Annotated in this window: 25 protein-coding genes; 12 read left to right on the top strand and 13 right to left on the bottom strand. The window is 60.7% G+C overall.

Annotated features, from left to right (window positions below; genetic code table 11):
- Window positions 1-43 precede the first annotated feature (43 nt).
- The 5 genes from AC1ECN_RS09805 to AC1ECN_RS09785 form a co-directional block, all read right to left on the bottom strand.
- Window positions 44-550, bottom strand: coding sequence for a cytochrome b (locus AC1ECN_RS09805; RefSeq protein ID WP_130672417.1), 507 nt, complete (start codon window positions 548-550; stop codon window positions 44-46).
- A 153-nt stretch (window positions 551-703) separates the two neighbouring features.
- Window positions 704-3,085, bottom strand: a complete 2,382-nt coding sequence (locus AC1ECN_RS09800; protein WP_477952869.1) for a phosphoketolase family protein — start codon at window positions 3,083-3,085, stop codon at window positions 704-706.
- Between the two features lie 10 nt (window positions 3,086-3,095).
- The gene (locus AC1ECN_RS09795) at window positions 3,096-4,268 is read right to left on the bottom strand and encodes an acetate/propionate family kinase (protein ID WP_130672415.1); all 1,173 of its coding nucleotides are present in this window, start codon (window positions 4,266-4,268) and stop codon (window positions 3,096-3,098) included.
- A complete protein-coding gene (locus AC1ECN_RS09790) occupies window positions 4,261-4,614 on the bottom strand; it encodes a hypothetical protein (RefSeq protein ID WP_130672414.1) in 354 nt (117 codons plus the stop codon). Before AC1ECN_RS09790 ends, AC1ECN_RS09795 begins: the two co-directional genes overlap by 8 nt.
- On the bottom strand, window positions 4,595-6,232 hold the full coding sequence (locus tag AC1ECN_RS09785; RefSeq protein WP_130672413.1) for an MBL fold metallo-hydrolase: 1,638 nt from the start codon (window positions 6,230-6,232) through the stop codon (window positions 4,595-4,597). Before AC1ECN_RS09785 ends, AC1ECN_RS09790 begins: the two co-directional genes overlap by 20 nt.
- 214 nt (window positions 6,233-6,446) lie before the next feature.
- On the opposite strand from AC1ECN_RS09785, the gene AC1ECN_RS09780 reads away from it, so the two are divergent.
- Window positions 6,447-7,094 (top strand): BON domain-containing protein, encoded by a 648-nt coding sequence (locus tag AC1ECN_RS09780; RefSeq protein WP_130672412.1) that lies wholly within the window; start codon window positions 6,447-6,449, stop codon window positions 7,092-7,094.
- 427 nt (window positions 7,095-7,521) lie between these two features.
- Here the strand turns inward: AC1ECN_RS09780 and AC1ECN_RS09775 are convergent, their stop codons facing one another.
- Together AC1ECN_RS09775 and AC1ECN_RS09770 are read right to left on the bottom strand one after the other, a co-directional pair.
- Complete coding sequence (locus tag AC1ECN_RS09775; protein WP_477952867.1) at window positions 7,522-9,132, bottom strand: transposase; 1,611 nt, start codon at window positions 9,130-9,132, stop codon at window positions 7,522-7,524.
- A 266-nt stretch (window positions 9,133-9,398) separates the two neighbouring features.
- Window positions 9,399-9,905, bottom strand: a complete 507-nt coding sequence (locus tag AC1ECN_RS09770; protein ID WP_130672411.1) for an Hsp20/alpha crystallin family protein — start codon at window positions 9,903-9,905, stop codon at window positions 9,399-9,401.
- 205 nt (window positions 9,906-10,110) lie between these two features.
- On the opposite strand from AC1ECN_RS09770, the gene AC1ECN_RS09765 reads away from it, so the two are divergent.
- Entirely contained in the window at window positions 10,111-10,554 is a 444-nt protein-coding gene (locus AC1ECN_RS09765; protein ID WP_130672410.1) for a hypothetical protein, read from the top strand.
- Here AC1ECN_RS09765 and AC1ECN_RS09760 read toward each other — a convergent pair.
- Complete coding sequence (locus tag AC1ECN_RS09760; protein WP_130672409.1) at window positions 10,517-11,260, bottom strand: response regulator; 744 nt, start codon at window positions 11,258-11,260, stop codon at window positions 10,517-10,519. The genes AC1ECN_RS09765 and AC1ECN_RS09760 overlap by 38 nt on opposite strands.
- 173 nt (window positions 11,261-11,433) lie before the next feature.
- On the opposite strand from AC1ECN_RS09760, the gene AC1ECN_RS09755 reads away from it, so the two are divergent.
- Window positions 11,434-12,117 carry a helix-turn-helix domain-containing protein gene (locus tag AC1ECN_RS09755; protein ID WP_245488679.1) on the top strand — a complete coding sequence of 228 codons (684 nt, stop codon included), beginning with the start codon at window positions 11,434-11,436 and terminating at the stop codon, window positions 12,115-12,117.
- On the top strand, window positions 12,095-14,014 hold the full coding sequence (locus AC1ECN_RS09750; protein WP_130672407.1) for a hybrid sensor histidine kinase/response regulator: 1,920 nt from the start codon (window positions 12,095-12,097) through the stop codon (window positions 14,012-14,014). The genes AC1ECN_RS09755 and AC1ECN_RS09750 overlap by 23 nt, the downstream gene beginning before the upstream one ends.
- Before the next feature lie 344 nt (window positions 14,015-14,358).
- On the opposite strand, the gene AC1ECN_RS09745 is transcribed toward AC1ECN_RS09750, so the two are convergent.
- Both AC1ECN_RS09745 and AC1ECN_RS09740 read right to left on the bottom strand, forming a co-directional pair.
- Entirely contained in the window at window positions 14,359-15,006 is a 648-nt protein-coding gene (locus AC1ECN_RS09745) for a BON domain-containing protein (RefSeq protein WP_130672406.1), read from the bottom strand.
- Window positions 15,007-15,129: 123 nt separating this feature from the next.
- Window positions 15,130-15,702 carry a PDZ domain-containing protein gene (locus AC1ECN_RS09740; protein ID WP_245488678.1) on the bottom strand — a complete coding sequence of 191 codons (573 nt, stop codon included), beginning with the start codon at window positions 15,700-15,702 and terminating at the stop codon, window positions 15,130-15,132.
- Between the two features lie 372 nt (window positions 15,703-16,074).
- Here AC1ECN_RS09740 and nhaA point away from each other — a divergent pair, with 372 nt between their 5' ends.
- The 5 genes from nhaA (at window position 16,075) to AC1ECN_RS09715 (ending at window position 21,235) form a co-directional block, all read left to right on the top strand.
- Window positions 16,075-17,268 (top strand): Na+/H+ antiporter NhaA, encoded by a 1,194-nt coding sequence (nhaA, locus tag AC1ECN_RS09735; RefSeq protein ID WP_130672405.1) that lies wholly within the window; start codon window positions 16,075-16,077, stop codon window positions 17,266-17,268.
- A 347-nt stretch (window positions 17,269-17,615) separates the two neighbouring features.
- A complete protein-coding gene (locus AC1ECN_RS09730; RefSeq protein ID WP_018069785.1) occupies window positions 17,616-18,959 on the top strand; it encodes a chloride channel protein in 1,344 nt (447 codons plus the stop codon).
- Between the two features lie 143 nt (window positions 18,960-19,102).
- Window positions 19,103-19,480 carry a GFA family protein gene (locus AC1ECN_RS09725; protein ID WP_130764636.1) on the top strand — a complete coding sequence of 126 codons (378 nt, stop codon included), beginning with the start codon at window positions 19,103-19,105 and terminating at the stop codon, window positions 19,478-19,480.
- 885 nt (window positions 19,481-20,365) lie between these two features.
- Window positions 20,366-20,731, top strand: a complete 366-nt coding sequence (locus AC1ECN_RS09720) for a MarR family winged helix-turn-helix transcriptional regulator (RefSeq protein WP_245488677.1) — start codon at window positions 20,366-20,368, stop codon at window positions 20,729-20,731.
- 87 nt (window positions 20,732-20,818) lie between these two features.
- Window positions 20,819-21,235 (top strand): hypothetical protein, encoded by a 417-nt coding sequence (locus AC1ECN_RS09715; protein WP_477952862.1) that lies wholly within the window; start codon window positions 20,819-20,821, stop codon window positions 21,233-21,235.
- 72 nt (window positions 21,236-21,307) lie between these two features.
- Here the strand turns inward: AC1ECN_RS09715 and AC1ECN_RS09710 are convergent, their stop codons facing one another.
- Together AC1ECN_RS09710 and AC1ECN_RS09705 are read right to left on the bottom strand one after the other, a co-directional pair.
- Complete coding sequence (locus AC1ECN_RS09710) at window positions 21,308-21,616, bottom strand: hypothetical protein (RefSeq protein WP_130672403.1); 309 nt, start codon at window positions 21,614-21,616, stop codon at window positions 21,308-21,310.
- A gap of 22 nt (window positions 21,617-21,638) precedes the next feature.
- On the bottom strand, window positions 21,639-22,061 hold the full coding sequence (locus AC1ECN_RS09705; RefSeq protein ID WP_204332766.1) for a response regulator: 423 nt from the start codon (window positions 22,059-22,061) through the stop codon (window positions 21,639-21,641).
- Window positions 22,062-22,131: 70 nt separating this feature from the next.
- Here AC1ECN_RS09705 and AC1ECN_RS09700 point away from each other — a divergent pair, with 70 nt between their 5' ends.
- The 3 genes from AC1ECN_RS09700 (at window position 22,132) to AC1ECN_RS09690 (ending at window position 23,094) form a co-directional block, all read left to right on the top strand.
- Entirely contained in the window at window positions 22,132-22,260 is a 129-nt protein-coding gene (locus AC1ECN_RS09700; protein WP_018069779.1) for a hypothetical protein, read from the top strand.
- A gap of 195 nt (window positions 22,261-22,455) precedes the next feature.
- Complete coding sequence (locus AC1ECN_RS09695) at window positions 22,456-22,725, top strand: hypothetical protein (RefSeq protein WP_197727401.1); 270 nt, start codon at window positions 22,456-22,458, stop codon at window positions 22,723-22,725.
- Window positions 22,726-22,743: 18 nt separating this feature from the next.
- Complete coding sequence (locus AC1ECN_RS09690; protein ID WP_245488676.1) at window positions 22,744-23,094, top strand: hypothetical protein; 351 nt, start codon at window positions 22,744-22,746, stop codon at window positions 23,092-23,094.
- A gap of 9 nt (window positions 23,095-23,103) precedes the next feature.
- On the opposite strand, the gene AC1ECN_RS09685 is transcribed toward AC1ECN_RS09690, so the two are convergent.
- Window positions 23,104-23,592 carry an invasion associated locus B family protein gene (locus tag AC1ECN_RS09685; RefSeq protein ID WP_130672402.1) on the bottom strand — a complete coding sequence of 163 codons (489 nt, stop codon included), beginning with the start codon at window positions 23,590-23,592 and terminating at the stop codon, window positions 23,104-23,106.
- Window positions 23,593-24,029: the final 437 nt, after the last annotated feature.

Here is a 24,029-nt window from a genome sequence, read left to right as displayed (position 1 = left end):
CATCCGCCCGGACCAGACCTGCGGGGCAACGACTTGGCACGGTTCAGCCGACAGTCATGCGTCTCAAGACATTCGTCTTCCAATAGAATTGATGGACTAACGCGCCAAGGACGTGGGCGGCGATCAATACCCACAGTATCACCTTCAGCACCTCGGCATGAACGTCGCCCGCACCATCGTAACCAAGATAGAACGCTGCCATCCCCGTTACCGGCAATGCCACAAGAAGGAAGTAAAGGGCCGCATGAGCGGCCTTGGCAGCCAAGCCGAATTTCGCGGGTTCCTGGGGAGGTGCCGGAGGGGCTCCCTGGACGAAACGAAGGACGAGGCGAATGCCGATCAGAAACAGAATTGCGATGCCGACGTAGGCATGGATGTTGGCGCCGGCCACTTGTTCGAGACTGGCTGAACCCGTCCGCCTGACGGACCGGCGCCACTCGCTCATCCCGTCCGGAAGGAGCAGATTGTAAATGACGAGCGCCGCCGTCAACCAGTGCAGGATGCGCTGCGGCAAGGAGTAGGATGCTAAATTGGCTGTATCGGGTGGCATGGCTCGTCCTCTAACTCACTATCTATTGAAGCCGTGCGCCCCGGCTCCGATGGTCGAGTGTTATGGTTTCACTTTTGCTTGATCCGCAGGTCCCGTATTTTCAAGATTGGCGGATCTCTCAACAGCGATTTCCAAACAAAGTGCTCAGTCGCCTTAGGAGCGTGCCCAGCGCCAATTCTGGATCTCGGGCATGTCTTCTCCACGCTCCCGCACGAACGCCCGGTGCTCGTCGAGCTTTGCATGCAGGTCTGCGATCACGTGTGGCACCTTTTCGGCGAGATCGGGCAYTCGCGCAATCGCCTCGAGAGCGAGATGATACCTGTCCAGCTCGTTCAATACGGTCATGTCGAATGGCGTCGTCGTCGTTCCCTCCTCCACGAACCCGCGCACGTGAATGTTGCCGTGATTGGTACGCCGGTAAGTCAACCGATGGATGAGATAGGGATAGCCATGGTAGGCGAAGATGACCGGCCTGTCCTTCGTAAAGATACCATCGAACCGCCGATCGTCGAGGCCATGGGGATGCTCCTTGGGATCCTGCAGCGCGAGCAGATCGACGACGTTCACCGTCCTGATCTTGAGATCTGGTATCGCCTCGTGCAGCARCATGACGGCCGCTAGCGTCTCCATGGTCGGCACGTCGCCCGCACATGCCATCACTACGTCCGGCGCGATCGTATCGTTCTCGAAGCTCGCCCAGTCCCAGACGCCAATGCCCTCCTCGCAATGCTTCACCGCCTCGTCGATCGTCAGGTACTGGGACTCCGGCTGCTTGCCGGCGACGATCACGTTGACGCGGTCGTATGTCTTCAGGCAGTGATCGCCGACCCACAGCAGCGTGTTGGCGTCCGGCGGTAGATAGATGCGGACGATGTCGGCCTTCTTGTTGGCGACCAGATCGACGAAGCCGGGGTCCTGATGCGAGAAGCCGTTGTGATCCTGTCGCCAGACATGCGACGTCAGGAGGTAGTTGAGAGACGATACCGGCTCCCGCCAATCCAGTCCTCGCGAAACCTTGAGCCACTTGGCATGCTGGTTGAACATCGAGTCGATGATGTGGATGAAGGCCTCGTAGCATGAGAAAAGCCCGTGGCGACCGGTCAGGAGATATCCCTCCAGCCAGCCCTGGCAGAGATGCTCGCTGAGAACCTCCATGACCCGTCCGTCTCTGCCGAGATGGACGTCGTAGTCTTCGATCTCTTGCATCCAAACGCGGTCAGTCTGCTCGAAGACGGCACCCAGCCGGTTCGATTCGGTCTCGTCCGGCCCGAAGATCCGGAAGTTCTTGGCCTCGGCGTTGAGCCGCATGACGTCCCGCAGATACCGGCCTAAAATCTCTGTCGACTGGACCTGGGAAGCGCCACGAACGTCGATCGAGACCGCGTGGTCGCGAATGTCTGGAAGCTGCAGCTCCTTGCGCATCCGTCCACCGTTTGCGTACGGCGTCGCTCCCATGCGCTTCTCACCGGTCGGCGCCAGGCATCGCAACTCGTCCTTGAGCCGCCCGTCCGTTTCGAACAAGTCGTCGGGATCATAACTTCGCATCCAGTCCTCGAGGATCTTTCGGTGGCCGGCATCGCCGCGGCAATTGGCGACAGGCACCTGATGGGCACGCCAGAAACCCTCCACCTTCTTGCCGTCGACCTCCTTCGGCCCGGTCCACCCCTTGGGGCTGCGAAGCACGATCATGGGCCACCGCGGCACGCCGGCCGCGGGCGACCCGTTCCTCGCCGACGCCTGCAAGGATTCGATGACGTCGAAGGCCCGGTCGAAGGCGGCCGCCATCTGCCGATGCATGTCCGCCGGCTCGTGGCCCTCGACGAAGATCGGCTCATAGCCAAATCCAACGAACAGGCTGCGGAGATCCTCGTCGCTGGTCCTCGCCAGGATCGTAGGATTGGCGATCTTGTAGCCGTTGAGATGCAGGATCGGCAGCACCGCGCCGTCGCGAGCAGGATTGAGAAACTTCGTCGAATGCCAAGCCGCCGCGAGAGGTCCTGTCTCCGCTTCGCCGTCGCCGACCACGCAGGCTACCACGAGGTCCGGATTGTCGAACGCGGCGCCGAAGGCGTGGACCAGCGCATATCCGAGTTCGCCGCCTTCGTGGATCGAACCGGGGGTCTCCGGGGCGACGTGGCTGGGTGTGCCTCCCGGAAAGGAAAACTGCCTGAACAGCTTACGCATGCCATCGGCATCCTCCGAGATGTCGGGATATACCTCGCTGTATGTCCCCTCCAGATAGGTGTTGGCAACCATTCCCGGCCCGCCGTGGCCAGGCCCGCACACATAAAGGACATCTCCGTCCCGAGCCTTGATGACGCGGTTGAGATGGGCGTAGATGAAGTTGAGGCCGGGCGTCGTTCCCCAATGTCCGAGAAGACGGGGCTTGATGTGTTCCGGCCGAAGCGGCTCGCGCAGAAGCGGATTGTCCATGAGATAGATCTGGCCGATGGACAGATAGTTGGCGGCCCGCCAGTAGCGGTCGATGAGTTCGAGCTCGCGCTCGGTGGGCGGTGGGCTTCTACGTTCAGACATGTTGGTATCCTTAAAGCCTGTGGCGGCTGATGACTTCGATCGCTTCGTCGGCGATCACCTGTTCCTCGTCGGTCGGAATGACGAGGGCGACGATTTCGCTTTCTCTTGCGCTGATCACGGTCGCGTTCATCTTGTTCGCGGGCTCGCTCAACGAGAGACCCAGCCAAGCCAGATGGTGGGCGACGCCAGTGCGTATCTCTGGCTGATGCTCGCCTATGCCGGCGGTGAAGACGACGGCGTCCACGCCGCCCAGAGAGACGACGAGCCTTCCTATCTCGCCGGCAATCCTGAAGCAGAAGAGGTCGAGGGCTTCCCTGGATGCCGGATGGAAGTCCTGCAGCAGGACACGGACGTCGCCGCTTTTGCCGGAGACGCCGAGCAGGCCGCAACGGTGATAGAGGAAATCCTCAAGACGATCCGCGTCGTGGAAATTGTTGCGCAGAAGATGGACGACGGCGCCCGGATCGAGCGAGCCTGGCCGGGTCGACATCGGAATTCCGTCCAGCGGGGAGAAGCCCATGCTGGCGTCTATGCTCACGCCGTCGACCATGCCGCAGAGGCTCGCGCCGCTTCCAAGATGCGCACAGATGACACGGCCGGCGGCCAGGTCGGGATCGTGTTTCCTGAGTTCGCCGGCGACGTACTTATAGGAAAGACCGTGGAAGCCGTATCTGCGGACCCCGGCGTCGTGCAGCTCTCTTGGAATGGCGAGCCGTGCGGCAAGACTGCTCTGCGACGAATGGAATGCGGTATCGAAGGACGCGGTCTGCGGTATGTCCGGATATGCGCTCCGGACTTCGCGGATGATGGCAAGCGCAGGAGGGAGGTGCACCGGCGCAAGATGCGTCAGGTCTTCCATTCTGAGGACGACCTTGGGTTCCAGCAGAACGGGGCCATCGAAGACCTGTCCCCCATGGACGATGCGATGGCCGGCAACCACGGGGTCGAATCCTCTGCGGACGATGCAATCGACGACCTGCGAAACCAGCCGCGCGTCGATCGCTGTCCCGGACGGAAGATCGACAGTCTCGTCCCCGTCAGAAAATCGGAATGTGAATCTTGACTGGTCTCCGAGCGTGGCAACACCGCCTCCCAGCCGGAGCGCCCGACCGTCCTTCAGCCTGAAGACGCCGACCTTGAGGCTGGAGGACCCGGCGTTGAAAGTGACCGCAACCCTATCCATGGCCCGAACCCCTGGGGCGTGCAGTCCCAGCAGACTTCGCAGCCATCTTCGTCGCAGTCTGCCTGCCTGCCTCCTTGCTAGCCTCTTCGAAGAACTCGCATGCGTACTCCAAGGCGGCCTTCTCGTCTTCCGACGACAGACCGAACGGCGCGCACTCCTCCTTCATCGCCCGCAGAACCTTCTTCTTCAACGCGGCGACCGCGAAGGCATTCTTCGAAGCGAGAACCTCCCGCAGGCAGGTTATAGCGACGACCTCCAAGACGATAAGCTTGCCTTGCACCTCCCCCTGGCTCGGTATCGCGAAGCGTTCCCCGCCGCGCTTGCAGTCACGATCCATGATTAACATTGCCGTCCCTCCTCCCTTCGACCGCCGCAGCATCGTCCGGATCCAGTGCGCGTCGAAGCCTGCGCAGCACGACGGCGCGGCCCTTTTCGTCGGCGACGGATTTCAGACGATCGGACAGGTCCAGAACGAATCCCTGATAGTCGTTGTTCCAGTCAGGCCTGCCGGGCACGACCGGCTTGATACGTGCGGGCGTCGTGTCCTCGATGAGGCGTGCACCCGCCGGTGCAAGCTCATAGGCGTCGTCCAAAGACGGGCAGACGACCTTTACGGAAACTTGCTTCGGGAGCCGGGCGGACATCGCTTGACGAGCGCTCTCCTCTCCATGGACAAGGAAGATCGCCTTCCGGATCGGTTCCCGACCGGCAACCCACGCATCCAGTTCGCTTGCATCGGCATGTCCGCTGTAGGCGTCGAGCGTGGCCATCCTGGCGCAGACGTGAATCTCCTCGCCCTGGATTCGGACGTCGGTCGCGCCCTCCTGCAGGATGCGGCCGAGCGTCCCAGCCGCCTGGAACCCGACGAACAGCACGGTGCACTCCGGCCGCCAGAGCCAGTTCTTCAGGCGGTGGCGGATCCGCCCCGCTTCGCACATTCCGCTTGCCGCGATGATGATGTGAAAGCCACGGACGAGATCGAGGGCCTTCGACTGCTCGGCCGTCTCGGTGAAGCGGACGTTCGGCGCGTTGAGCGCGCGAAGGAACGCCTTGCCGCCGTGACCGAGGTCCGCCGCATGCTTCTTGAATGCCTCGGTCGCTCGCGACGCGAGCGGCGAGTCAATCATGATTGGGCACCGCGGCACCTCTCCTTCGTCCATGAGGGCGACGAGATCAGTCAGCACCTCCTGCGTCCTCTCGACGGCAAAGGAGGGAATGAGAAGAACCCCGCCGGGGCTGTTCGAGCTCGCCACCACTTCGCGCAGCCGGTCCCGTCGATCTTTCAGGGCGTACTCTTCCCGTTCCCTGTCTCCGTATGTGCTTTCGCAGATGAGGTAATCGACCCCGGAAGGCGCCAGAGGGAGGTTTTCGAACAGCTTGTTGCTCGCGCCGACGTCGCCCGAGAACAAAATTCTTGTCGCCCCGTCGGCGCCGGACGTCTCGACTTCGATGGATGCCGAACCCATCAGATGTCCGGCATTCCAGTAGCGGAACCTTACGCCGCCGACGGTCTCCCGCCACTCGCCATACTCGACCACGATGAACTGCGGCAGCATGCTGCGGGCGTCGTCGGCGGTATAGATGGGCTCCACCGTCGCTCGCGCCCTTCTACGATTCCTTCCGTTGAGCTGTCGGACCTCCGACTCCTGGATGTGACCCGAATCCTGGAGCATGATCGTGCAAAGGTCGATCGTTGCTGCCGTTGCAAAGATTGGCCCGCCATATCCCGCCTTCGCGAGCTTCGGAAGCAGGCCCGAATGGTCGATGTGCGCATGCGTGAGCAGCACTGCGTCGATCCGCGATGGTACGAAGGGGAATGGCTTGTAGTTGAGCTCCTTCTCCGACTTCGAGCCTTGGAACATTCCGCAGTCGATCAGAATGCGCGTGCCACCGGTCTCCAAAAGGAAGGTCGACCCGGTGACCGACCCCGCGGCGCCGTGGAAGTGAAGGATCGGATTGGCCATGACAACTCCTATGTGTTGTCGGGCACTTTATGGCACCCCGGACGACCGCACGTTGACGAAGGTCAAAGACATGCTCGCGGCTCGCCTGCCGGTCGGTTCGCGCAGATGCGGGCCGGTCCCCAGGTTCAATTGACCAAGCGCAACGCGCGAGATTTCGGATGGCGCATCATACCCCGCGAGGCCACCAGGCTTCGGAACCCAACAGGAGGTAGAAATGACGGATCCAGAAATCCAACAGGACGTACTCGACGAGCTGGCGTTCGAACCTAGCATCGACGCCGCCCATATCGGCGTGTCAGTGGAAGATGGCATCGCGACCCTCTCCGGTCATGTCTCGACCTATGCCGAAAAGCTGACGGCGGAGGAGGTGGCAGCGCGGGTGAAGGGCGTCCGGGCGGTGGCCGTGGACATCGAGGTGCGATGCGTAGGTCACAAGCAGCACGCGGACGACCAGATTGCCTCGCGGGCTATCGACATCATCGCCTGGACCACGGCACTTCCGGAGGGGCCGGTTCATGTAAAGGTCGAGGACGGCTGGGTGACGTTGTCTGGCGAAGTGCGCTGGCAGTTCCAGAGGGCTGCTGCCGAACGTGCAGTCAGGAAGCTCGGTGGCGTCGTCGGCGTCCTCAATCTGCTCACGATGCGGCCGTGCCCGACGGTGCCGGACGTCCGCCGTCGGATTGAAGACGCGCTGAAAAGGAGCGCCGAAGTCGACGCCGGAGGCATTTCGGTGAAGGTTCAGGACGACAAGGTCGTTCTCGAAGGCGGCGTGCGCGCTTGGCACGAACGCGGCGTCGCCGAACGGACGGCCTGGTCTGTTCCAGGCGTCGCCACCGTCGAGAACCACATCCGCATCAACTGAAAAAGAGGGAGGGGTCGCCCCCCAGCCACTAACGCAAATGTGGAATCGCTAGAATTTTTCGGTTCCACGTTTGTGGCTGTGACCGCTGACGGACCCGAAGGCGGCCGTAACGTGCTCAAACAACCGAGGTTCTTGCGTTATCTAGGCAATCAATTAAGTTGCAGCCATGATAAAAGTGGCATTACTGATTGCAGCAACTTTGACATTTGGCGCGGTCTTTTGGGTTATGCTGACCGAGATCGGGAAGAAAACGGATATGATGAGAGCGCCTCCGTCATTCCATGTAAGGCAAGCCAAGTTGATACTTCCGCTTATGGCACTTTTCGTCTTGCTTATTTTGCTCGCCAGCCAAGCCGGATCGTGGGGATGGCCATAATCGGGTGACTTGATGTCCGCTGGCAGTCCCCGCATTTTTTGGGCTCGGCGATTATTCGAAATACAGAATGTCTTCAAAGCGGATCGCGCCCTTGGCGAGGCCCAAGCGCATCGCAGGAGTGTTTCCGTCTTTTCCTTTGGCGATGTAGTTGAAGTAGGTGCGGAAGATCACAAGCATCTTCTCCACCATGTCCGGTGAATAGAACCCGTAGAGGTACCATTTTCGCGACGCCCGCCTTGGGTACGACGGCGCTCGCTCGAGACCTGCGATGCTGCGCCGAACCTGCATGAAGAACCTGTCGACCTGGTGCAGCGAGGTGTCGTGGAGGATGGTCGCGATCTCAAGACCACTGCGGCGTGCGTCATCGGTAAAAAGAAAAACTCGCTTGCCTGGTTCCGATTTGTTGATGAACGGGTAGTCGACGCCGTACTTCCGCAGCACCTCTCCACGCTCGGTGCGGCTGATCCGATCAAATCCGCTGCTCATCAGGAAGTAGGTCAGCCAGGCCTTGAATGGGTGGAGGTCGGGATAAGCCGCCTCCGCCAACGCCCTGAGCTTTGCGGCCTCTAGCACCCGGCGGTTCTTCTCGTCGATGGTCACACCCTTGTCGAAGGTCATGACAGCGACGTCGATCTTCCGAGCCATGGCCCGGTCGACCCAGGTTGCCAGCACTGCGGTCGGTAGGCCCGGATCGGCGTCGAGGGAAAAGTAGACGTGATCTGCGCGGCCGAGAAGATGGCGCAGGTACTTGAAGTGGCCGATCATGAGGTAGTCGATGTGAACCATTGCACCCTGTTTCGGGAGCTGGCGATCCGAAGTCATATGCTCGGGACCCTCCTGGTCCTCACGGGTAGGCCCGAAGGTGTGAGGTGGTAGCGACATCGACCTTGCGTAGTCCTCGAAGTTCCAAAGCCTTGCAAACTCGCGGAAAGCAGGCTTTCGAAGAAGATCGCCACATTCCTCGACGAGACGGTGAACTTCGAGCGTGTCGATCCGCAAGTCGAGCTGCGGATGGCAGGCGAGGACGTATCCGGTGTTGAGACAGCTTGTCGCGATTGCCCTGAACTGGATCGTCTTCCGCATTTCCTTGGTTGGCCAGTTCACCATGTAGTCTTGCATGTCAGTGGCGAGCCGCATGTCGCCCAGCGGCATGTCCGGGAGCCGCCGCTCGCGATCCGCTACGAACTTGACGCACTGCCCGTAGATGAAGTCGATCTTGTCGTAGACCGTTTTGGGGTGAAGCCCCGTGACCTGCGCGATCCTGGCCAGCGCGACCTTGGCGACGAGAAGCTGGAAGACGGTCTTGTTCTCGTGCGACGTCCGCTGCCTGGCATGCCCTTTCGAGGTTGAGAAGGTCGCCCGGCACTCCCGGCATCGGAACCGAGCTTCGCCGCTCGCGTTGGTTCCGTGGCGGTAGTATCCTTCGGGGTGCGAATCAAGCGGTCTGGAGTGATTTGAGCATGCCTGGTTCGAGCAGCGATGACCGTGGGGAAGAGCAAGCGCCTGTAGGTGCCTGTCGAACTCTTCCCAAACCGCTTTGTTGCTTTTGATGACGGTGTGGACGCCGCAGAACTTGCAGAAGRGCGAGGCGTCCGTCGAGGCTCCCGTTACACGGTAGGGGGTCTGTTGGTTCCCAGTCGATCTGCCGCGCTGATCTTCCACGTCGGCGGCGACTCCAAAGTTTGGGCAATGCGGATTTTTTGCAAAAGTTGACGTTCACGCCCCGGAAGGGGAGTGGCAATCGAAGCCGCTTTTGACCTCCCGAAGAAATCTCCGGCATTGGCAATACCCCCGATAACTTGCGTTATAAGGGGTACTGCTGAACATGGTGCTAACGATTCCACATTTAAGTTAGTGGCTGGGGGTCGCCCCCTCCCTCTCTCCGCGCCCACCGTACGCCGCCCCTCGGCGTAGCGGAGGGTTGACCCTCAGGACGCCTTGACAGTGATCTTCTTGCCGTTCTGCTGCCGCTCGGGGGTCTTCGGCAGCGAGACCTTGAGAACGCCGTTGGAGAAGTTCGCCTCGATCTTCTCGCTGTCCACGCCGCGCGGCAATTCCAGGCTTCGATGGAAGGATCCGTAACGCCGTTCGGAGAGGTAGTAGTCGTTTTCCTTCTCCTCCTTGGTCTCGTTCTTCTCGCCCTTGATGGTCAGCACACCGTCGGCGAGCGTGACCTCGAGATCCTTGGCGTCCACGCCCGGAAGCTCGGCCGACAGCTCGAAGGCCTTCTCGGATTCAACGAGGTCGAGGGCTAGCATGTTGCGCGAGAAAGCGGCCGGCATCCTGCTGAAGGCCCGGTCGAAGATCGACGGGCTTCCGAATTCGCTGAAGACGCGGTCGATCTCGGACCGGAGGCTGTCGAGGGGCCACCAACGGTCGGCGGGCGCCGCCGGCCTTGCGTCTGTCTTTACGGAAAGTTTCGATGCATCTGCCATTGTCATTCTCCTTCTCTAAAGAATGCCGTCGTTCACAGGCGGCGACGCGCACATAGAACAGTTCATTGCATCCTCGGTCTTTGATCGCCGTCAAATCACCCTGGTTTTTGTCTTTCGGGTCTCCCCGGACTGAGGATTGACCTGGGACAATGCCCCGACCGCAGGAGCATGCGAAAATTTCTCTCGATCGAGGAGGAAAACCGCCATGACGTCGGGATATCACGTCCGCCTGCTCCATACGGACGATGCATTGCACGCCTACAGCCTAATCCAGGTGGCGGCTCCCTGCTTCTCTGCCGACGATTGGGCGCAAGTCGTGGCGAGCGCCGATCGGTGGACGCTCGTCTCGCTAAAGGATCCAGCAGGCTATGTGCGTGGGCTGGCCGCCTACAGGATCGGCACGCATCCGATCGCCGGACGATTGATGGACGTTCCGATCTTCGTGGCGGCGAGCGTCATCGACGACGTGGCCATCGCGGACGTCCTGTTCACCTCGTTGAGAAGGCGGTCGGTCGGATGCGATTTCATGCGGCTCTGGGGGCGGTTTCCAAGCAGTTTCGCTGAGATGGAAAACGAGGACAGATTCCATCGATGGGACCATGGCCTGATGGTCAGGGTCGACCACAAGCCGTCTCCGGCCTTGCTGTGAAGAGATAGCCGACGCCACGGACGGACTTGATCAGGCTAGGATTTGTCGGATCCGTCTCGATCTTGCGCCGCAATCTGACGATAAGCGCGTCGATGGTGCGGTCGAAACCGTCGCGGCCACGCTTGTGCGTCAAGTCCATCAGCATGTCGCGCGTCATGACGCGCCCCGCATGAGTGGCGAACACGTGCAGCATGTCGAACTCGCCCGTCGACATCGCCACTTCGTCTCCGGCCGGGTTGAATACCGCCCGCCGTTCCACATCGAGCCGCCACCCCGCGAAGCGCAGCACGTCTTCTTCCGGGGGTGCGGCTTCGTTGGGAGCGGTTCGTCTTCGCAGGACGGTCCTCACGCGGGCGAGCACCTCCCGGAGATGGAACGGCTTGCCTATGTAGTCGTCCGCGCCGACCTCCAGACCGACGACGCGGTCCATCACATCGTCGCGGCCGGACAGCATTATGATAGGAACGTCCGAGCTGGCACGGATCTCCCTGGCAAGCTGGAGCCCGTCGCAGTCTCCCGGCAAAACGAGATCGAGCAGGACGGCGTCGAATTTCGATCCCGCCATTCTGGCGCGCATCTGCGAGCTGCCGCCTGCCACATCGACGTCGAACCCCTCCTCGCCGAGATACTGCGTGAGCATTCTTTGGATCCGGACATCGTCGTCCACGACAAGTATGCGGGTCCGCCTGACAGTTCCGCTCGTCATCCCGGCATTCTCAAGTTGTTACGGATTGTTACACGATCGCATCAATTCTTACGCTCCTCGCATCTCTGTGTCATCAGAGTTCGGTCAAATCCACGCCACGCAACGGCAGATGGAGCCACGATATGCAAGCGGCATCAAACATTCACTCACTCGAACGACCATTGGCGCACGGAATGATCGACTTCGCGCCGCTCTTCATGCGCCAGACCGTTGAGACCGCCCAGTCGGGAACCACGATCTTCTTCGAAGGCGACGCCGCCCGCCACGTGTTTCGCATTCTACGCGGGAACGTGCGCATATGCAGGTTCCTTCCCGACGGCCGCCGCCTCATCATCGGCTTCCTTGGCGCGGGCGACTTGGTCGGATTGTCTTTTCACAACAGATACATGTTTGCAGGCGAGGCGATCGACGAAGTGTCCTTCTCCCGGATGAACAAGCGTACGCTGGAAGAGGAACTGCAATTGGTGCCTGAATTCCGGCTTCAGCTTCTGTCGCAACTACGCGACGAGATTTCCGCAGCGCAGGACCACATGCTCCTGCTGTCGCACAAGAACGCCGAGCAGCGCGTCTGCACCTTCCTGCTGCATCGGCTGGAACGGAACGAGGCGCGGGACGGCCGGACGATCAGTCTGCCGATGGTCCGCGCCGACATCGCCGACCATCTCGGCATGACGATCGAAACCGTGTCGAGGACGCTTACCAAGCTGGTCGTCAAGGGCGTACTATTGCCTGCGGAGAAGCATCAGTTCAAAGTTGCCAGCCGGTGGGCGTTGGCCCGCTCAGCCGACGAAGACCTGGACGACGCCTTCGAAGATATAGACTCGGGAGCACGCTATGCTGGAACACGCTACCAGTGAGACCGACCTGGACCGGATGGTACGCATGTTCGACGGGGCCAACCTCATCGTCCACGGCTTCGACGGCGTCATCCAGCGCTGGACCTCGGGCTGCGAGCAGCTCTATGGATGGTCCGCCGCGGAGGCCGTGGGAAATGTGGTCCACGATCTTTTAGACACGCAATTTTCGGCCGACGTGGAGGAGCTTCGAGCCAATGTGCGTGATAAGGGGTTTTGGAGTGGTCAGGTGGGGCACAGGCGAAAGGACGGGGTCACACTGGCGATCGTGTCGCGGTGGACCGTTCTCGACCTTGGCGATCCGGACACTCTCATCGTCCAGTCCAACAACGACGTGACCCTCATGCAGCAGGTCGAGGACGAGCTGCGGGAGCGGCAGGCTCACCTCCAGTCCATTCTTGATACGGTACCAGACGCAATGGTCGTCATAGACGACAGAGGTATCATCGCTTCTTTCAGCGCTGCGGCGGAGAAACTCTTCGGCTACTCCGCGCACGAATCCATCGGCCGAAACGTCTCCATGCTGATGCCGTCTCCGGACAGGGAGGCGCACGACGGATATCTGGATTCATACATTCGGACCGGCCGCCGCCGGATCATCGGCTACGGACGCGTGGTCGTCGGTCTGAGGAAGAACGGGACCACCTTTCCAATGGAGCTCTCGGTCGGCGAGGCGGTCGCCGGCGGCAAGCGGATCTTCACGGGCTTCGTCAGGGATCTGACGAGCCGTCACCGCATCGAGGCCGAGCTGCGGCAGTCGCAGAAGATGGAGGCGGTCGGGCAGTTGACCGGGGGGCTCGCCCACGACTTCAACAATCTGCTCGCGGTCATCAGCGGCAATCTCGAAATGCTCGAGGCCCGTCTCGCCGAACCGGGGCAGTTGTCCCTGCTGCGGGAGGCGCAGTCCGCGGCCGACGACGGCGCGAGACTAACCTCCCAGCTTCTGGCGTTTGGAAGGCGGCAGGCCCTCGCACCAAAGGAGCTGGACGTCGGCGCCCTGCTTGGAGAGTTTTCAGACCTCGTCCAACGAACGCTCGGCGACTCCGTCGAGCTCCGGACGATCATTCCTGGACGGCGGCTGAGCGCAATGGCAGACAAGGCGCAGCTCCAAAGCGCGCTTCTCAACCTTTCGATCAACGCTAGGGACGCGATGCCTGCCGGCGGCCGTCTGACGATCGAGATATCGGGCGTCGAGATCGACGCCGACTACGTCGGGATGTACCCGGCGATCCGTCCTGGCAGATACGTCCTCATTTCGGTCACCGATACCGGCACCGGAATGACACCCGAGGTGATGGAGCGGGCTTTCGAACCGTTCTTCACCACGAAACCGACGGGCTCGGGAACGGGGCTTGGACTCAGCATGGTCTATGGTTTCGCAAAGCAATCCGCAGGGCATCTGCAGCTCTACAGCGAACCTGGCGAGGGGACGACGGTGCGCCTCTTTCTTCCACGCGCCGACGCCGGAAAGGATTCCCATCCGGACGAGCAGCAGGCCAGGGACGCCCCGTCTCACGGCACCGAAACCATTCTCGTGGTCGAAGACGACGCGAGAGTTCGCCGAGTGACGGTCAGCCGCCTGCAGACGCTTGGCTACTCTGTGATCGAAGCTACGAACGGGATCGACGCGTTGAAGGAGCTGGGCGCGGGGCATGACGTAGCGCTCTTGTTCAGCGATGTGGCTATGCCTGGAATGAACGGTGACGAACTGGCCCGCAAGGTTCGCGAACGCTGGCCGAGGGTGAAAATTCTTCTCACCTCGGGCTTTTCGGAGCCCCATGCTGCGGAGAAGGAGATCTTAGCGGGCGCCGGCTGGCTAAAGAAGCCGTACACGGCGTCGGAGATGTCGACCCGCCTCAGGCTGCTGCTCGACGAGAAGTATGATGGCGATTCCGCTTGACGGCGGGATTCCAAGTCGGAGAAACGGGAGGACTCTCATTCGCGCTGTCGCCGTTGATATACGGGACATCGAGCTCGATAGCCGTCTTGGCGACAGATCCAGTCAACATCCCGGATCGGCCTTTCTAGGCAACAAGCTTTTCCTGACGCTCACGACGGAGGCTCAGCATCGGCAGGTGCAGAATTTCGTTTCGAAGACGAGAGTGACGCGCCAGTCGGGCAAAGCCGAAAAGACGGTCTGATCTTCGATCTCGGGATTGGTGGCGTATGCGAGGGCGCTCGCAACGGTGCCCTTGCCGCTGAGTGGGCGGAGCGGCTAGCGTCCAGCCGCTCGCAATAATTCGATCACCCGACCGTCAGACGGTCGTCGAGAGTGCCTATCCCCGGAGCGGACCATGCAGCGCGCTCCGCTGCCTGCCGTTCGGACCAAGTCTTCACATTGCCAGATAGTGTGACCTTTCTGCCTTGCACGTCGATTCTGATTGCACCAGCCTCCAGAGCGGCGTCGCGCTGGAACGCATCTTCTATGCGTTTCTTGACGTCCACGGCCGTAATGCGCGGCTTCAGCTCCACGAGGTTGGATACCCCTACGACGCCGGCGAGATCGCGCACCGCGTCATAGGCCGCGTTCTTTTGATATTGCCACTCGACCTGGCCCCGCAGGGTGATCCACCCCTTGAGGACCCGCACCTGCACCGAATCCTTTGGCACGGAGACGTTCCAGTCAAGCATTTTGACAGCCCGACGGGCGATGTCGTCGTCGTCTGTTTCCTTCGGTCCGAAAATCTGGACCTCGATGTCGGCAGCTATTCCCCGTACGCCCTTTACGCGACGAACCACCCGCTCTGCGGCCTCTTTCTCCGCGTAGGTACGCACGTGACCGGTCAGGGTTACGATCCCGCTGTGGACCGCGACGCCGATGCCAGCCGCGTCGATGCTGGGCTCGAATTCCATTTCGTCGAGGATGCTCTGTCTGAGATGAATGTCGTTCATGACAACCTCCTTCAGGTTTGCGACGAGACATCGTGCCAGTGCCGGAGAGTTTCGTCGTTGATCTTCATCAAGCACGAGAGCGACCTTGGGATTTCAGCGGACAGATCATCGTCTGCGGGGCTGCTACTGGGTCTGCACGTCGGCGGCCACGAAGTGGCGGTGGCCGTTCCTCACGACGGTGACGAGAGCGCGGGCACGCTCCTTCACGAGAATTGCGAGCAGTTGCCCGACGTCGGTCACCGGCTGCTGGTCGACAGCGACGATAACGTCGTCTGGCTGCAGGCCGGCCTGTGCCGCGACCGAACCCTCGGCGACGACGACGACGCGCGCGCCGAGACCGTCGGGGGAGTTCGCCATCTCGACGTCGGCGAGAGGGCCACGGGAGATATGGATGGTACGAGGAGCGGCCGGTTCGGCGACCGGTGCGTCGGAAACCACGGGAAACACCTCCATCCTTCGGCTGGCGCGATCGATCTGGAAGGACGGCTTGGACTGCAATGGTAGCGATCTCACCAGCCTGCGTACGTCGGACGCGCCGCGCACCGTCCTTCCGTCCACCATTCGGACGACGTCGCCCGGCTGAATTCCTGCGTTCAACGCCCGCGAACCGTGCCGGACTACGCTGACGAGCGCCCCCGACCTGGCATCGGCCCCAAGCGCCCTTGCAAAGAGCCGGCGTGAAGTCCTGCGTGACAAGTGCGATCTCGCCGCGTACCAGCTTGCCCGTCAGCATGAGCTGCCGTATCTCGACCCCACAACCTCGGCTGGCACCGCGAAGCCAATCCCGACAGGCACAACCGCGGCAACTGCGAGCATGATACGGGTGGTGAGTGGGTGAACTCATGCGAGCGGGAAGGAGATGCGCGGCCTCGCTCGTGGGGCTGCGCATCAGCAGACAAGATACTTCACCTGCGGAGCAAGCCATTGTTACGATCGGACAAGGCTTGTCGATTTCACTGGCAAAACATCACTTCAACCCCTAGGTCTTGATCAGGCGTGTGCTGCGTGCGCCGGGGATTCCCCTGATCGACGGAGACCGAGATCAACCTCGCTCGAGGGCGCGAAACCATGTCGAACACCGTCCACGGCCGGATCAGGTCAACTATGCGCCAGTTTTTGGACAGCGAGGCCTCCGGCGGTCTCATCCTCATGGCCGTGGCGGCGCTGGCGATCGTCGTCGCGAATTCTTCCGTCGCCGACTTCTATTTTCATGCATTGCATGTCTACCTCGGTCCGCTCAGCCTCCAGCACTGGATCAACGACGCCCTGATGAGCATCTTCTTCCTGCTCGTCGGTCTCGAGATCAAGCGGGAAATGCTCGACGGCCAACTGTCGAGCTGGGGCAGACGAATCCTCCCCGGTGCCGCCGCCGCAGGCGGGATGGCGCTGCCGGCGCTTATATACATCGGCTTTAATCTCGTGGATCCATCGAATTTGCGGGGATGGGCGATTCCAACGGCAACGGACATCGCCTTCGCTCTTGGCGTCCTGTCCCTGCTCGGCAACAGGGTCCCGGCGTCACTGAAGATCTTCCTGGCGGCACTTGCGATCATCGACGACCTCGGCGCCGTAATCGTGATTGCGGCCTTCTACACAGCCGATATCAACCTAATCGCGCTTGCCGCGGCTGCCGTTGTAATCGGCAACCTCGTCATCTTGAACCGATCCGGCGCAAAAAACATCTGGGTCTATCTCGGTCTGGGCGTCCTCCTATGGATTGCGGTGTTTATGTCTGGAATTCATGCAACGCTTGCGGGCGTCGTTCTAGCGCTCGCTGTTCCGCTGAAGCTCACTCCCGGCGCGCCCGAGGCCTCGGACGACGATTCTCCGCTCCATCGGCTGGAGCACGCCCTTCAGAAGCCTGTCGCATTCTTCATCGTGCCGTTGTTCGGTTTTGCCAATGCCGGCGTCTCCTTCGCAGGCACGTCCACCAGCGTCCTCATCGAACCGGTGACAATTGGCATCGCCGCCGGACTTCTTTTCGGAAAGCTGGCTGGAGTGCTCGGAACGGTGACCTTGCTGGTGAAGACGGGGCTTGCGCAGCTTCCGGCGCGAGCTTCGTGGGCTCAGATGACGGGCCTGTCGCTGCTTTGCGGCATCGGGTTCACGATGAGCCTGTTCATCGGAGTGCTGGCCTTTCCGGACTCATCGTCTCAGGATCACGTGAAGATCGGAATCCTTGCGGGTTCACTCGCCTCGGGTCTCGCGGGGGCAGCCCTCCTGATGGGCTCGACACGGAGACGGCCAGCCTCGAAACCTTGAGCGCCGCGCAGGATCCGTGGGCGGTGTCAGTTCCGGGAGGTGAGGAGCTCGCTCAGACGGTTACGGTCGGTCACTCCGATCTGAAACCATTTGAGCAGCTCTCGCGCGACGTCCCCCCTCTTCGCTGTCCGATTCGACGGCCTTCGTCCGACATTGTTCTTTCATCAGGCTTTGAACCATAACGGCGACGTCCGGCCGAGGGACGGCAACCTAAACCGAATGCGTTGAACGTGGGCTTCGGCACGCCCGCGGTCTTGCCCACGTTCGACACGTTGCAATTGGGGGTGATCTTGGGGCGCGATGGCGCTAGTAAAGGACAACCACGCCCCGTATCGCCGAGCCCCGACATGCCATCATCCTATCGATATTCCAAGCTCTTTCGCCGCTCCCGCGTCTTATGGGGCTCTTTCTCGCTTTGGCAGCCGAGGCTGGTGTTTTGGTGCGGGGCATTGGCAATCGGGGTGATCAGCGTCGGCTTTGCGAAGCTTGCGGATCTGGCGCAGAAGGGCTTCGGGTCTCTCACCTCGTCCGGTGAATGGGCCTTCCTGCTGCCACTTGCGCTGACCCCGCTCGGCTTCATGCTGTCGGCCTATCTGGCGGCGACGCTGTTTCCGAACTCGCAGGGCAGCGGCATTCCGCAGGCGATCGCCGCGCGACATCTGCGGGACGAAGAAGATCGGACGCGGCTGCTGTCACTGAAGATCGCTTTCGGCAAGATTGTGTTGACGGTGCTCGGGCTATTCTCTGGCGCCTCGATTGGCCGCGAGGGCCCGACCGTGCAGGTCGGCGCGTCGATCATGCTCGCTGTCGCCCGGTTCAGTGGCATGGCGCAGGCCCGCGGGCTGATCCTTGCCGGTTCGGCAGCGGGAATTGCGGCCGCTTTCAACACGCCGCTTGCCGGTATCGTCTTCGCGATCGAGGAAATGAGCCGGACCTACGAGTCTCGGGCGAACGGGCTGGTGCTCACGGCAGTCATCCTCTCCGGTCTCGCGGCACTCGGGCTTTCGGGCAGCTACAACTATTTCGGCATGGCATCGGCTGCCCCCACGGAGCTTCGCGACTGGGGGCTGGTTCTGATCTGCGGCATCGGCGGTGGTGCGCTCGGAGCGGCCTTCAGCGGCTTCGCGTTGCACTTCGGCCAGAAGATCCGCCGCTGGGCGCAACCACAGCCGCTGAAGCGCATGCTGGCGCTTGCGGGCATCTGCGGACTGGTGATCGCAGTCATCGGCGTGGCGTCGGGAGGCACGACTTTCGGCACCGGCTACGAGCAGGCACGAGCTGCGGTCGAAGGCAATGCCCTGCCTCTGCTCTTCTTCGTTGAAAAGCTCGCCGCCAGCTTCCTGTCCATGCTGTCAGGTATTCCGGGCGGCATCTTTGCGCCGTCGCTTGCCGTCGGCGCCGGTTTCGGCAGCACCGTCGGCTCCCTGCTCGGCACCAGCATCGCACTGGCGGCCATCCTCGGCATGGCCGGCTATTTCGCGGGCGTCGTGCAGGCGCCGATGACGGCCTTCGTCATCATTCTGGAAATGACCGGCGACCACCAGGCAGTCATCCCAATCATGGCGGTGTCGATGATCGGCTACGTGACGTCGCGGATCCTATCGCGCGAACCCCTCTACCACGGTCTTTCACGGGTCTTTATTGCGGCGGCGATCCGGGCGCGGCGTGTTGTCGAAAGGGAATCGGAGTAGCGTGCCGACATGGACGAGCGACGAACCCCGGCGTCGAAACGCTCGCGGGCTGTGCTCGATCCCTCCACCGGCCTCGCGGGGTCGATGACGGGAAGCCTGACCAGTCGATTGGCTTCGCGGACAGCAATTGGGAGGAGCACGGAATGAGACGAGCGGCCAGTTGTTCCTGCGGCCAGCTTTCGATAATCGCCGACGGAGAACCCGTCAAAATCTCCGTCTGCCATTGCCGGGCCTGCCAATGTCGCACCGGCAGCGCGTTCGGAGTGGCCGTCTTCTTCCAAGCGGATCAAATGGAGACTTCCGGAGCGTCGAACAGCTACGTCCGGTCGGGCGACAGCGGTAGATCGATCGATTTCAGGTTCTGCCCGGCGTGCGGGTCGACGGTTTTCTGGATGCCGGAGTTCAGGAAAGGGCTCGTCGCCGTCGCTTTGGGATGCTTCGCCGACCCATCCTCGCTGGCGCCAACGCAAAGCTTCCACGAGGAAAGTCGCCTGGAATGGGTGTCGTTCGATTTCGCTTAGGCAAAGGCGCATCGGCAGTGGGGCCTCTTTCTCCAAGCGATTTCCGAGGGCCGCCCTCTAGTTTGTGATTTCCTCGCGAGCAAGAAAACCATTAATATCCTGGCATGATATTTTCAGCGTCCGCGATAGGTTTGAAGCTGTTCGGGCTCGTTAGCCTTCCCTTCCACCGACGTCCTGAACCGACGTCGACGGAAGCCAGCGAAAACGTTGTGGTAAGTCTCCTGCTCGACGAATGGTGCAGGCATTYGGCAACGAACCGAAACGATCCGAACTCCTACGCCACCATCCGGAGGATCGTCGCGCTTCGTGCGACGGGTAAGACCGTGGACGAAATCCGGTCCGAAATTTTCACGGAAGCCGCGGCCGAAGAGGCAGACTAGGGAGGAACATTCACAGGTTCAATCTCGTGGATCATCAGGCCGCCTCGATCGATTCGGACACGTCATCATAGTCACGGGCCACAGCGCTCGAAGCTACATTCTACCAGCTCCTCCGCGTCGACAGTGCTAAGCTCTGCATTACGCCGCCAGCCGGTGAAGATGCCGGCCATTCCCTTCAAGGCTCACGTCCAAATGATCTGTGTCACGTGGCAACGCTTCGGATTCGCATCTTTGAAACACGACAGAATTTTCTAGTGAGGTCACGAAATTGGCACAGTTTTTTTAGCAACATCGGGAGAATATGGCTCGCGAGCTATCCGTCGACGCCGTTGCGACCCAACACTTACCGCATCGGCTCAACTTGCAGACCGTTCTCCTATTGTGTGCCGCTGTTCATGTCACATCATGACATTTGAGAAGGACCATTCGCATGCCTCGATCGGGACGCCGGACTTCTGGCCTGACTGACGACGTCTATGAAGGCCTGGCGGGATTCCGGCTAGCCATGAGGCGGTTTTTGTCGTTCAGCGAGGCGGCCCTTGCCGAGGCTGGTGTCACCTCGCAGCAATATCAGGCTCTCCTGGTCGTGCGCACGGCGCCGGGCTGGCAGATCAGGCTTCGCGACCTCGCCGAACAGATGCTCATGCAACACAACAGCGCCGTCCAGCTTGTGGATCGGATGTGCTCGGCAGGCCTGGCGGAGCGGATACCCGCAGAAGATGACAAGCGCAGCGTGCTGATCGGCCTGACGACGAAGGGCGAGCTGACCCTTGAATCCCTGGCGAAGGTTCATGTTGAAGCAATGCTTGCGCACGAGCCGCTGCTGGCTGAATCCCTGTCTCGGCTTCGTCAGGTGACGGAACTGGCCTGACGGTCACTCACCATTTCTTGATCACCACGCGCTTGACCTCCGAACGCACTATTGTATCATGGCGTGATATAAAAGAGGAGAACAGCTATGCAAAGCGGCGAAGGTGRCTGGTCCAGCTACCGACCGTCCAAGACCCTATGGGCCTGGTCCATCGTCGGGGCCTCGGCATTGACGATGGCTCTTGGCTTCACCTGGGGAGGATGGACGACGTCGGGAAGGGCCAGGGTGATGACCGACATCGCCGTCCGAAACGCGAAGGCGGACCTGGTCGCGGGCATCTGCGTCCATAACTTTGTGACGGCGAAGGACGCACAGGAGAACCTCAAGGCCCTGCAGGCGAAGTCGTCATGGCRGCGTGACGACTTCATCACCGATGGCGGCTGGACCAACATCGCGGGGATCGACGGTACTATCACGAACGCGGCGGACGCCTGCGCCGACCAACTCGTGAAGATGAAGGAACTGCCGCAATCGGGAGGAGATGCCGCAGTCACCGACAGCTAGAGTTCAGGCCGGAAGTGATGAGTTATCTGGCCCTCGCGAGGCCCGTCCGAAATGATTTCGGGCGGGCCATTGTTACGCTCTGAAATCGCCAGCGGCCTGCGAATCCAATGCCTGGAGAACCTCTCTGGCCATGAGGTGTGCGGCCATCAAGACCGCAGGCGACAACGGTCTGCCGTCGCGCGCGTCCCGGCATATTTTCAGAAGGCCCAGCAGCTCGATCGGGTTCTCGATGAATCCGTCCAGCGCGTCTTCAAGATCCTTGGGAAACTGCGATCCGACCTGGATCGCGAGCTCGCCGTCCTCCCTTAGCACTCCCCGACTGATCAGAATCATTTCAAGCCGCCCTATCCAATGACCGAGTTCGGCGCGTGTATCGATCATGTCGTCCCCCTCCCTAGCTTGTTCAAACGAAGAGCCGCATTCCTCCTGGCGGGACGCCTCGTTCGCCTTCGCGGATTGTTCTCAGATATTCGAGAACGTCCCGGATCAAGTACGGATGGGCGGGTTTCGATATCAGGCCGATAACCTTTGAAAGATCGGTTTCAATCAGTTCGGGGCTTCCCGTGACCATGACGACCGCGACGCCGAAATCGCTCGCGAGATACTGCCCGATCCGCGGACCGGTCGCTCCGTCTCTTAGGTTGACGTCCACCAAGGCAATCGTGCTGAAGGCAGCGAACTGCTGCACAGTCTCAAAGCTGTCGGCTATCCCGGAGATCTCATAGCCAAGTGTCATCAGAATATCCTCAAGATCAGACGCGATCAGCATGTCGTCTTCGACAATCAGTATTTTCTCCCCAGCCACCAATTTCCCTCCTTCGTTCATGCTGCATTCATGATTGACAATATGGGCGAACCGTCAAAGAATGTCACCACATGATATAAGGAGCGAGCCCATGACGAAGACAGCCTTCCTCTCCGCTGTATTTGCCTGCTATGTCGCGGTCATGTTCGCCATCGCTTCCATCCCCGGCGAGACATCTTCCGAGGTCTCGCAGGCTCAACAGCTACAGGCGGTGAATTGAACTCTGACGCAGGGCGGCGAAAATCAACGATGAACTGTAGCGTCGGAGCGTGACCGTGTCCCCTGATAGCAAGGTTTTTCTGGTCGCCGTCGTGCTATTCGTCGCGGCGATATGGGGCGGAGCGATCTACGCCTTCCTGCAGCTCTGACCCTCACATACATCATCACGTGACATTTTCTGCTGGAAACGGAACCGTTGCGCGCGCCGCTCATTACTCCTGCCAAGGAGATATTCGACATGCAACGCTCGCTGATCCAGCCAGACCACGCCTATGTGTCGCGCGATCCCGGACGACCGCGTTACGTGTCCCGGATCGAAAACGGCATCATCGCTTATCGCCAGTACCTGTTCGGCATCCCCTTCTCMAGGACGGCGACTTTGGACGATTTTGCCAAGTGGGCGCATGAGGACGTCGAACTGAGAGAGCGACGCGACGTATTCCAGCCGCCGCGGCAAACCGCTTGATAACCGGAGAGCGGTTCAATGTTGATGGCGACCCAGAGTAAAAAAGCCGTTCTCTACCGAGAAACTGAATTGAAGTGCGCCTGCGTTGCCGGTGGCGATGGCATTGTGGATGATCACGAAAACCTTAGCGCTGTGACAACGATGGAAGGGGCTGAAATGCACGCCGAACAAGACGAGTCCTTTTACAACGTCCGCAGCCTACGGCGCTGCTATGGCATTGGTCGGCACGAGGCGGAGCGGCTTCTTCAGCGGTTTGGCAACTCGAAGCAGGAACTGGATCTGCTCCTTTCGGCCCGTGGCAGGACTCCCAGGCATCGCCTGAAGGAACTTGCGACACCCGAGCAGAGAGCCCCGTTTGGTATAGGCTGAATTCGCCCCTCAGTTGCAGTGGGCAACGCGCTCTAGCGCCGCTGTCACCCCTGTCAGTGAATAGGTATAGGTCGTACGAGTGCCTCGCGCCGACGTCGCATGCAGCATCATTTGGCTGCCGGACCGAAGTGCATCGACGAGTTCCGGTTCGAGAGCGGCCTCCGAAACCCAGGCGGCTTTGTCCTTGACGAACATTTTGAACGTCTTGTCCCCGATTGAAACCTGCACTGTCGTGCCAGTTTTCAATGAGTATCCGAGGATCGCTTCGGGTTCATTGCCGCCCCCCTTCTCCGCCGGCGCGATCAGGAAGTAGTTTTCTCCATGGTCCACATTAGCGGGAACAGATTCCTTCGGCACCGATAGTGCATAGCAGACCCGAGATCCGTTTCTCATAAAGGAATACACGCCCCAGTCGTCGCTTTGAGACACCATCCTAGCCGCAGCATGGGCGGTCAATGGCATGGATGCGGCGACAGCAAGGCTGGCAAGCTTCTTCATTTTTTTCCTCTTCGTGAAGTGTCGAAATTAACGCTCGCGGTCGGACCTAGCGCGGGTTGGTTGCGCGTTTCCCCCGCAGGAACCGGACCTCTTCGAAGGTGATGCACCCGTTCACGACGTGACACTCCCAGACTCGGTTTCCAAGCTGGCAGGTGACCATGAGGCCTTCGCTCTCACCGACGGCGGCGGTTGAGGAAACCGTGACGAGATTCTGGGTGCGATATCGTTGGAACTCTCTCGTCGTGAGGCCCAGACGGTCGGCGAGCACTTCGTCTGAAGGTAAGGATTTGGGGTTCGGGACGTCGGACATGTTGAAGGTCGAGCTCCGGCCGTATCAATATCATGACGTGATATAATTCGTTCCGGACTGCTGGTTCAACCCCTTGGCGCACGGAAAGGGTTATCTGCCCGATTTTTATGGAGAGCCCAGCTTCTCC

Source organism: Rhizobium sp. 01N447_2 (genome assembly GCF_056399245.1).
This window is presented reverse-complemented; position numbering and strand designations above follow the sequence as displayed.

Coding starts and splice junctions, on each gene's coding strand:
- AC1ECN_RS09805 (WP_130672417.1), bottom strand. CDS start 550: ATGCCACCCGATACAGCCAATTTAGCATCCTACTCCTTGCCGCAGCGC.
- AC1ECN_RS09795 (WP_130672415.1), bottom strand. CDS start 4,268: ATGGATAGGGTTGCGGTCACTTTCAACGCCGGGTCCTCCAGCCTCAAG.
- AC1ECN_RS09790 (WP_130672414.1), bottom strand. CDS start 4,614: ATGTTAATCATGGATCGTGACTGCAAGCGCGGCGGGGAACGCTTCGCG.
- AC1ECN_RS09785 (WP_130672413.1), bottom strand. CDS start 6,232: ATGGCCAATCCGATCCTTCACTTCCACGGCGCCGCGGGGTCGGTCACC.
- AC1ECN_RS09780 (WP_130672412.1), top strand. CDS start 6,447: ATGACGGATCCAGAAATCCAACAGGACGTACTCGACGAGCTGGCGTTC.
- AC1ECN_RS09770 (WP_130672411.1), bottom strand. CDS start 9,905: ATGGCAGATGCATCGAAACTTTCCGTAAAGACAGACGCAAGGCCGGCG.
- AC1ECN_RS09765 (WP_130672410.1), top strand. CDS start 10,111: ATGACGTCGGGATATCACGTCCGCCTGCTCCATACGGACGATGCATTG.
- AC1ECN_RS09760 (WP_130672409.1), bottom strand. CDS start 11,260: ATGACGAGCGGAACTGTCAGGCGGACCCGCATACTTGTCGTGGACGAC.
- AC1ECN_RS09755 (WP_245488679.1), top strand. CDS start 11,434: ATGATCGACTTCGCGCCGCTCTTCATGCGCCAGACCGTTGAGACCGCC.
- AC1ECN_RS09750 (WP_130672407.1), top strand. CDS start 12,095: ATGCTGGAACACGCTACCAGTGAGACCGACCTGGACCGGATGGTACGC.
- AC1ECN_RS09745 (WP_130672406.1), bottom strand. CDS start 15,006: ATGAACGACATTCATCTCAGACAGAGCATCCTCGACGAAATGGAATTC.
- nhaA (WP_130672405.1), top strand. CDS start 16,075: ATGTCGAACACCGTCCACGGCCGGATCAGGTCAACTATGCGCCAGTTT.
- AC1ECN_RS09730 (WP_018069785.1), top strand. CDS start 17,616: ATGCCATCATCCTATCGATATTCCAAGCTCTTTCGCCGCTCCCGCGTC.
- AC1ECN_RS09725 (WP_130764636.1), top strand. CDS start 19,103: ATGAGACGAGCGGCCAGTTGTTCCTGCGGCCAGCTTTCGATAATCGCC.
- AC1ECN_RS09720 (WP_245488677.1), top strand. CDS start 20,366: ATGAGGCGGTTTTTGTCGTTCAGCGAGGCGGCCCTTGCCGAGGCTGGT.
- AC1ECN_RS09710 (WP_130672403.1), bottom strand. CDS start 21,616: ATGATCGATACACGCGCCGAACTCGGTCATTGGATAGGGCGGCTTGAA.
- AC1ECN_RS09705 (WP_204332766.1), bottom strand. CDS start 22,061: ATGAACGAAGGAGGGAAATTGGTGGCTGGGGAGAAAATACTGATTGTC.
- AC1ECN_RS09700 (WP_018069779.1), top strand. CDS start 22,132: ATGACGAAGACAGCCTTCCTCTCCGCTGTATTTGCCTGCTATGTCGCG.
- AC1ECN_RS09690 (WP_245488676.1), top strand. CDS start 22,744: ATGTTGATGGCGACCCAGAGTAAAAAAGCCGTTCTCTACCGAGAAACT.
- AC1ECN_RS09685 (WP_130672402.1), bottom strand. CDS start 23,592: ATGAAGAAGCTTGCCAGCCTTGCTGTCGCCGCATCCATGCCATTGACC.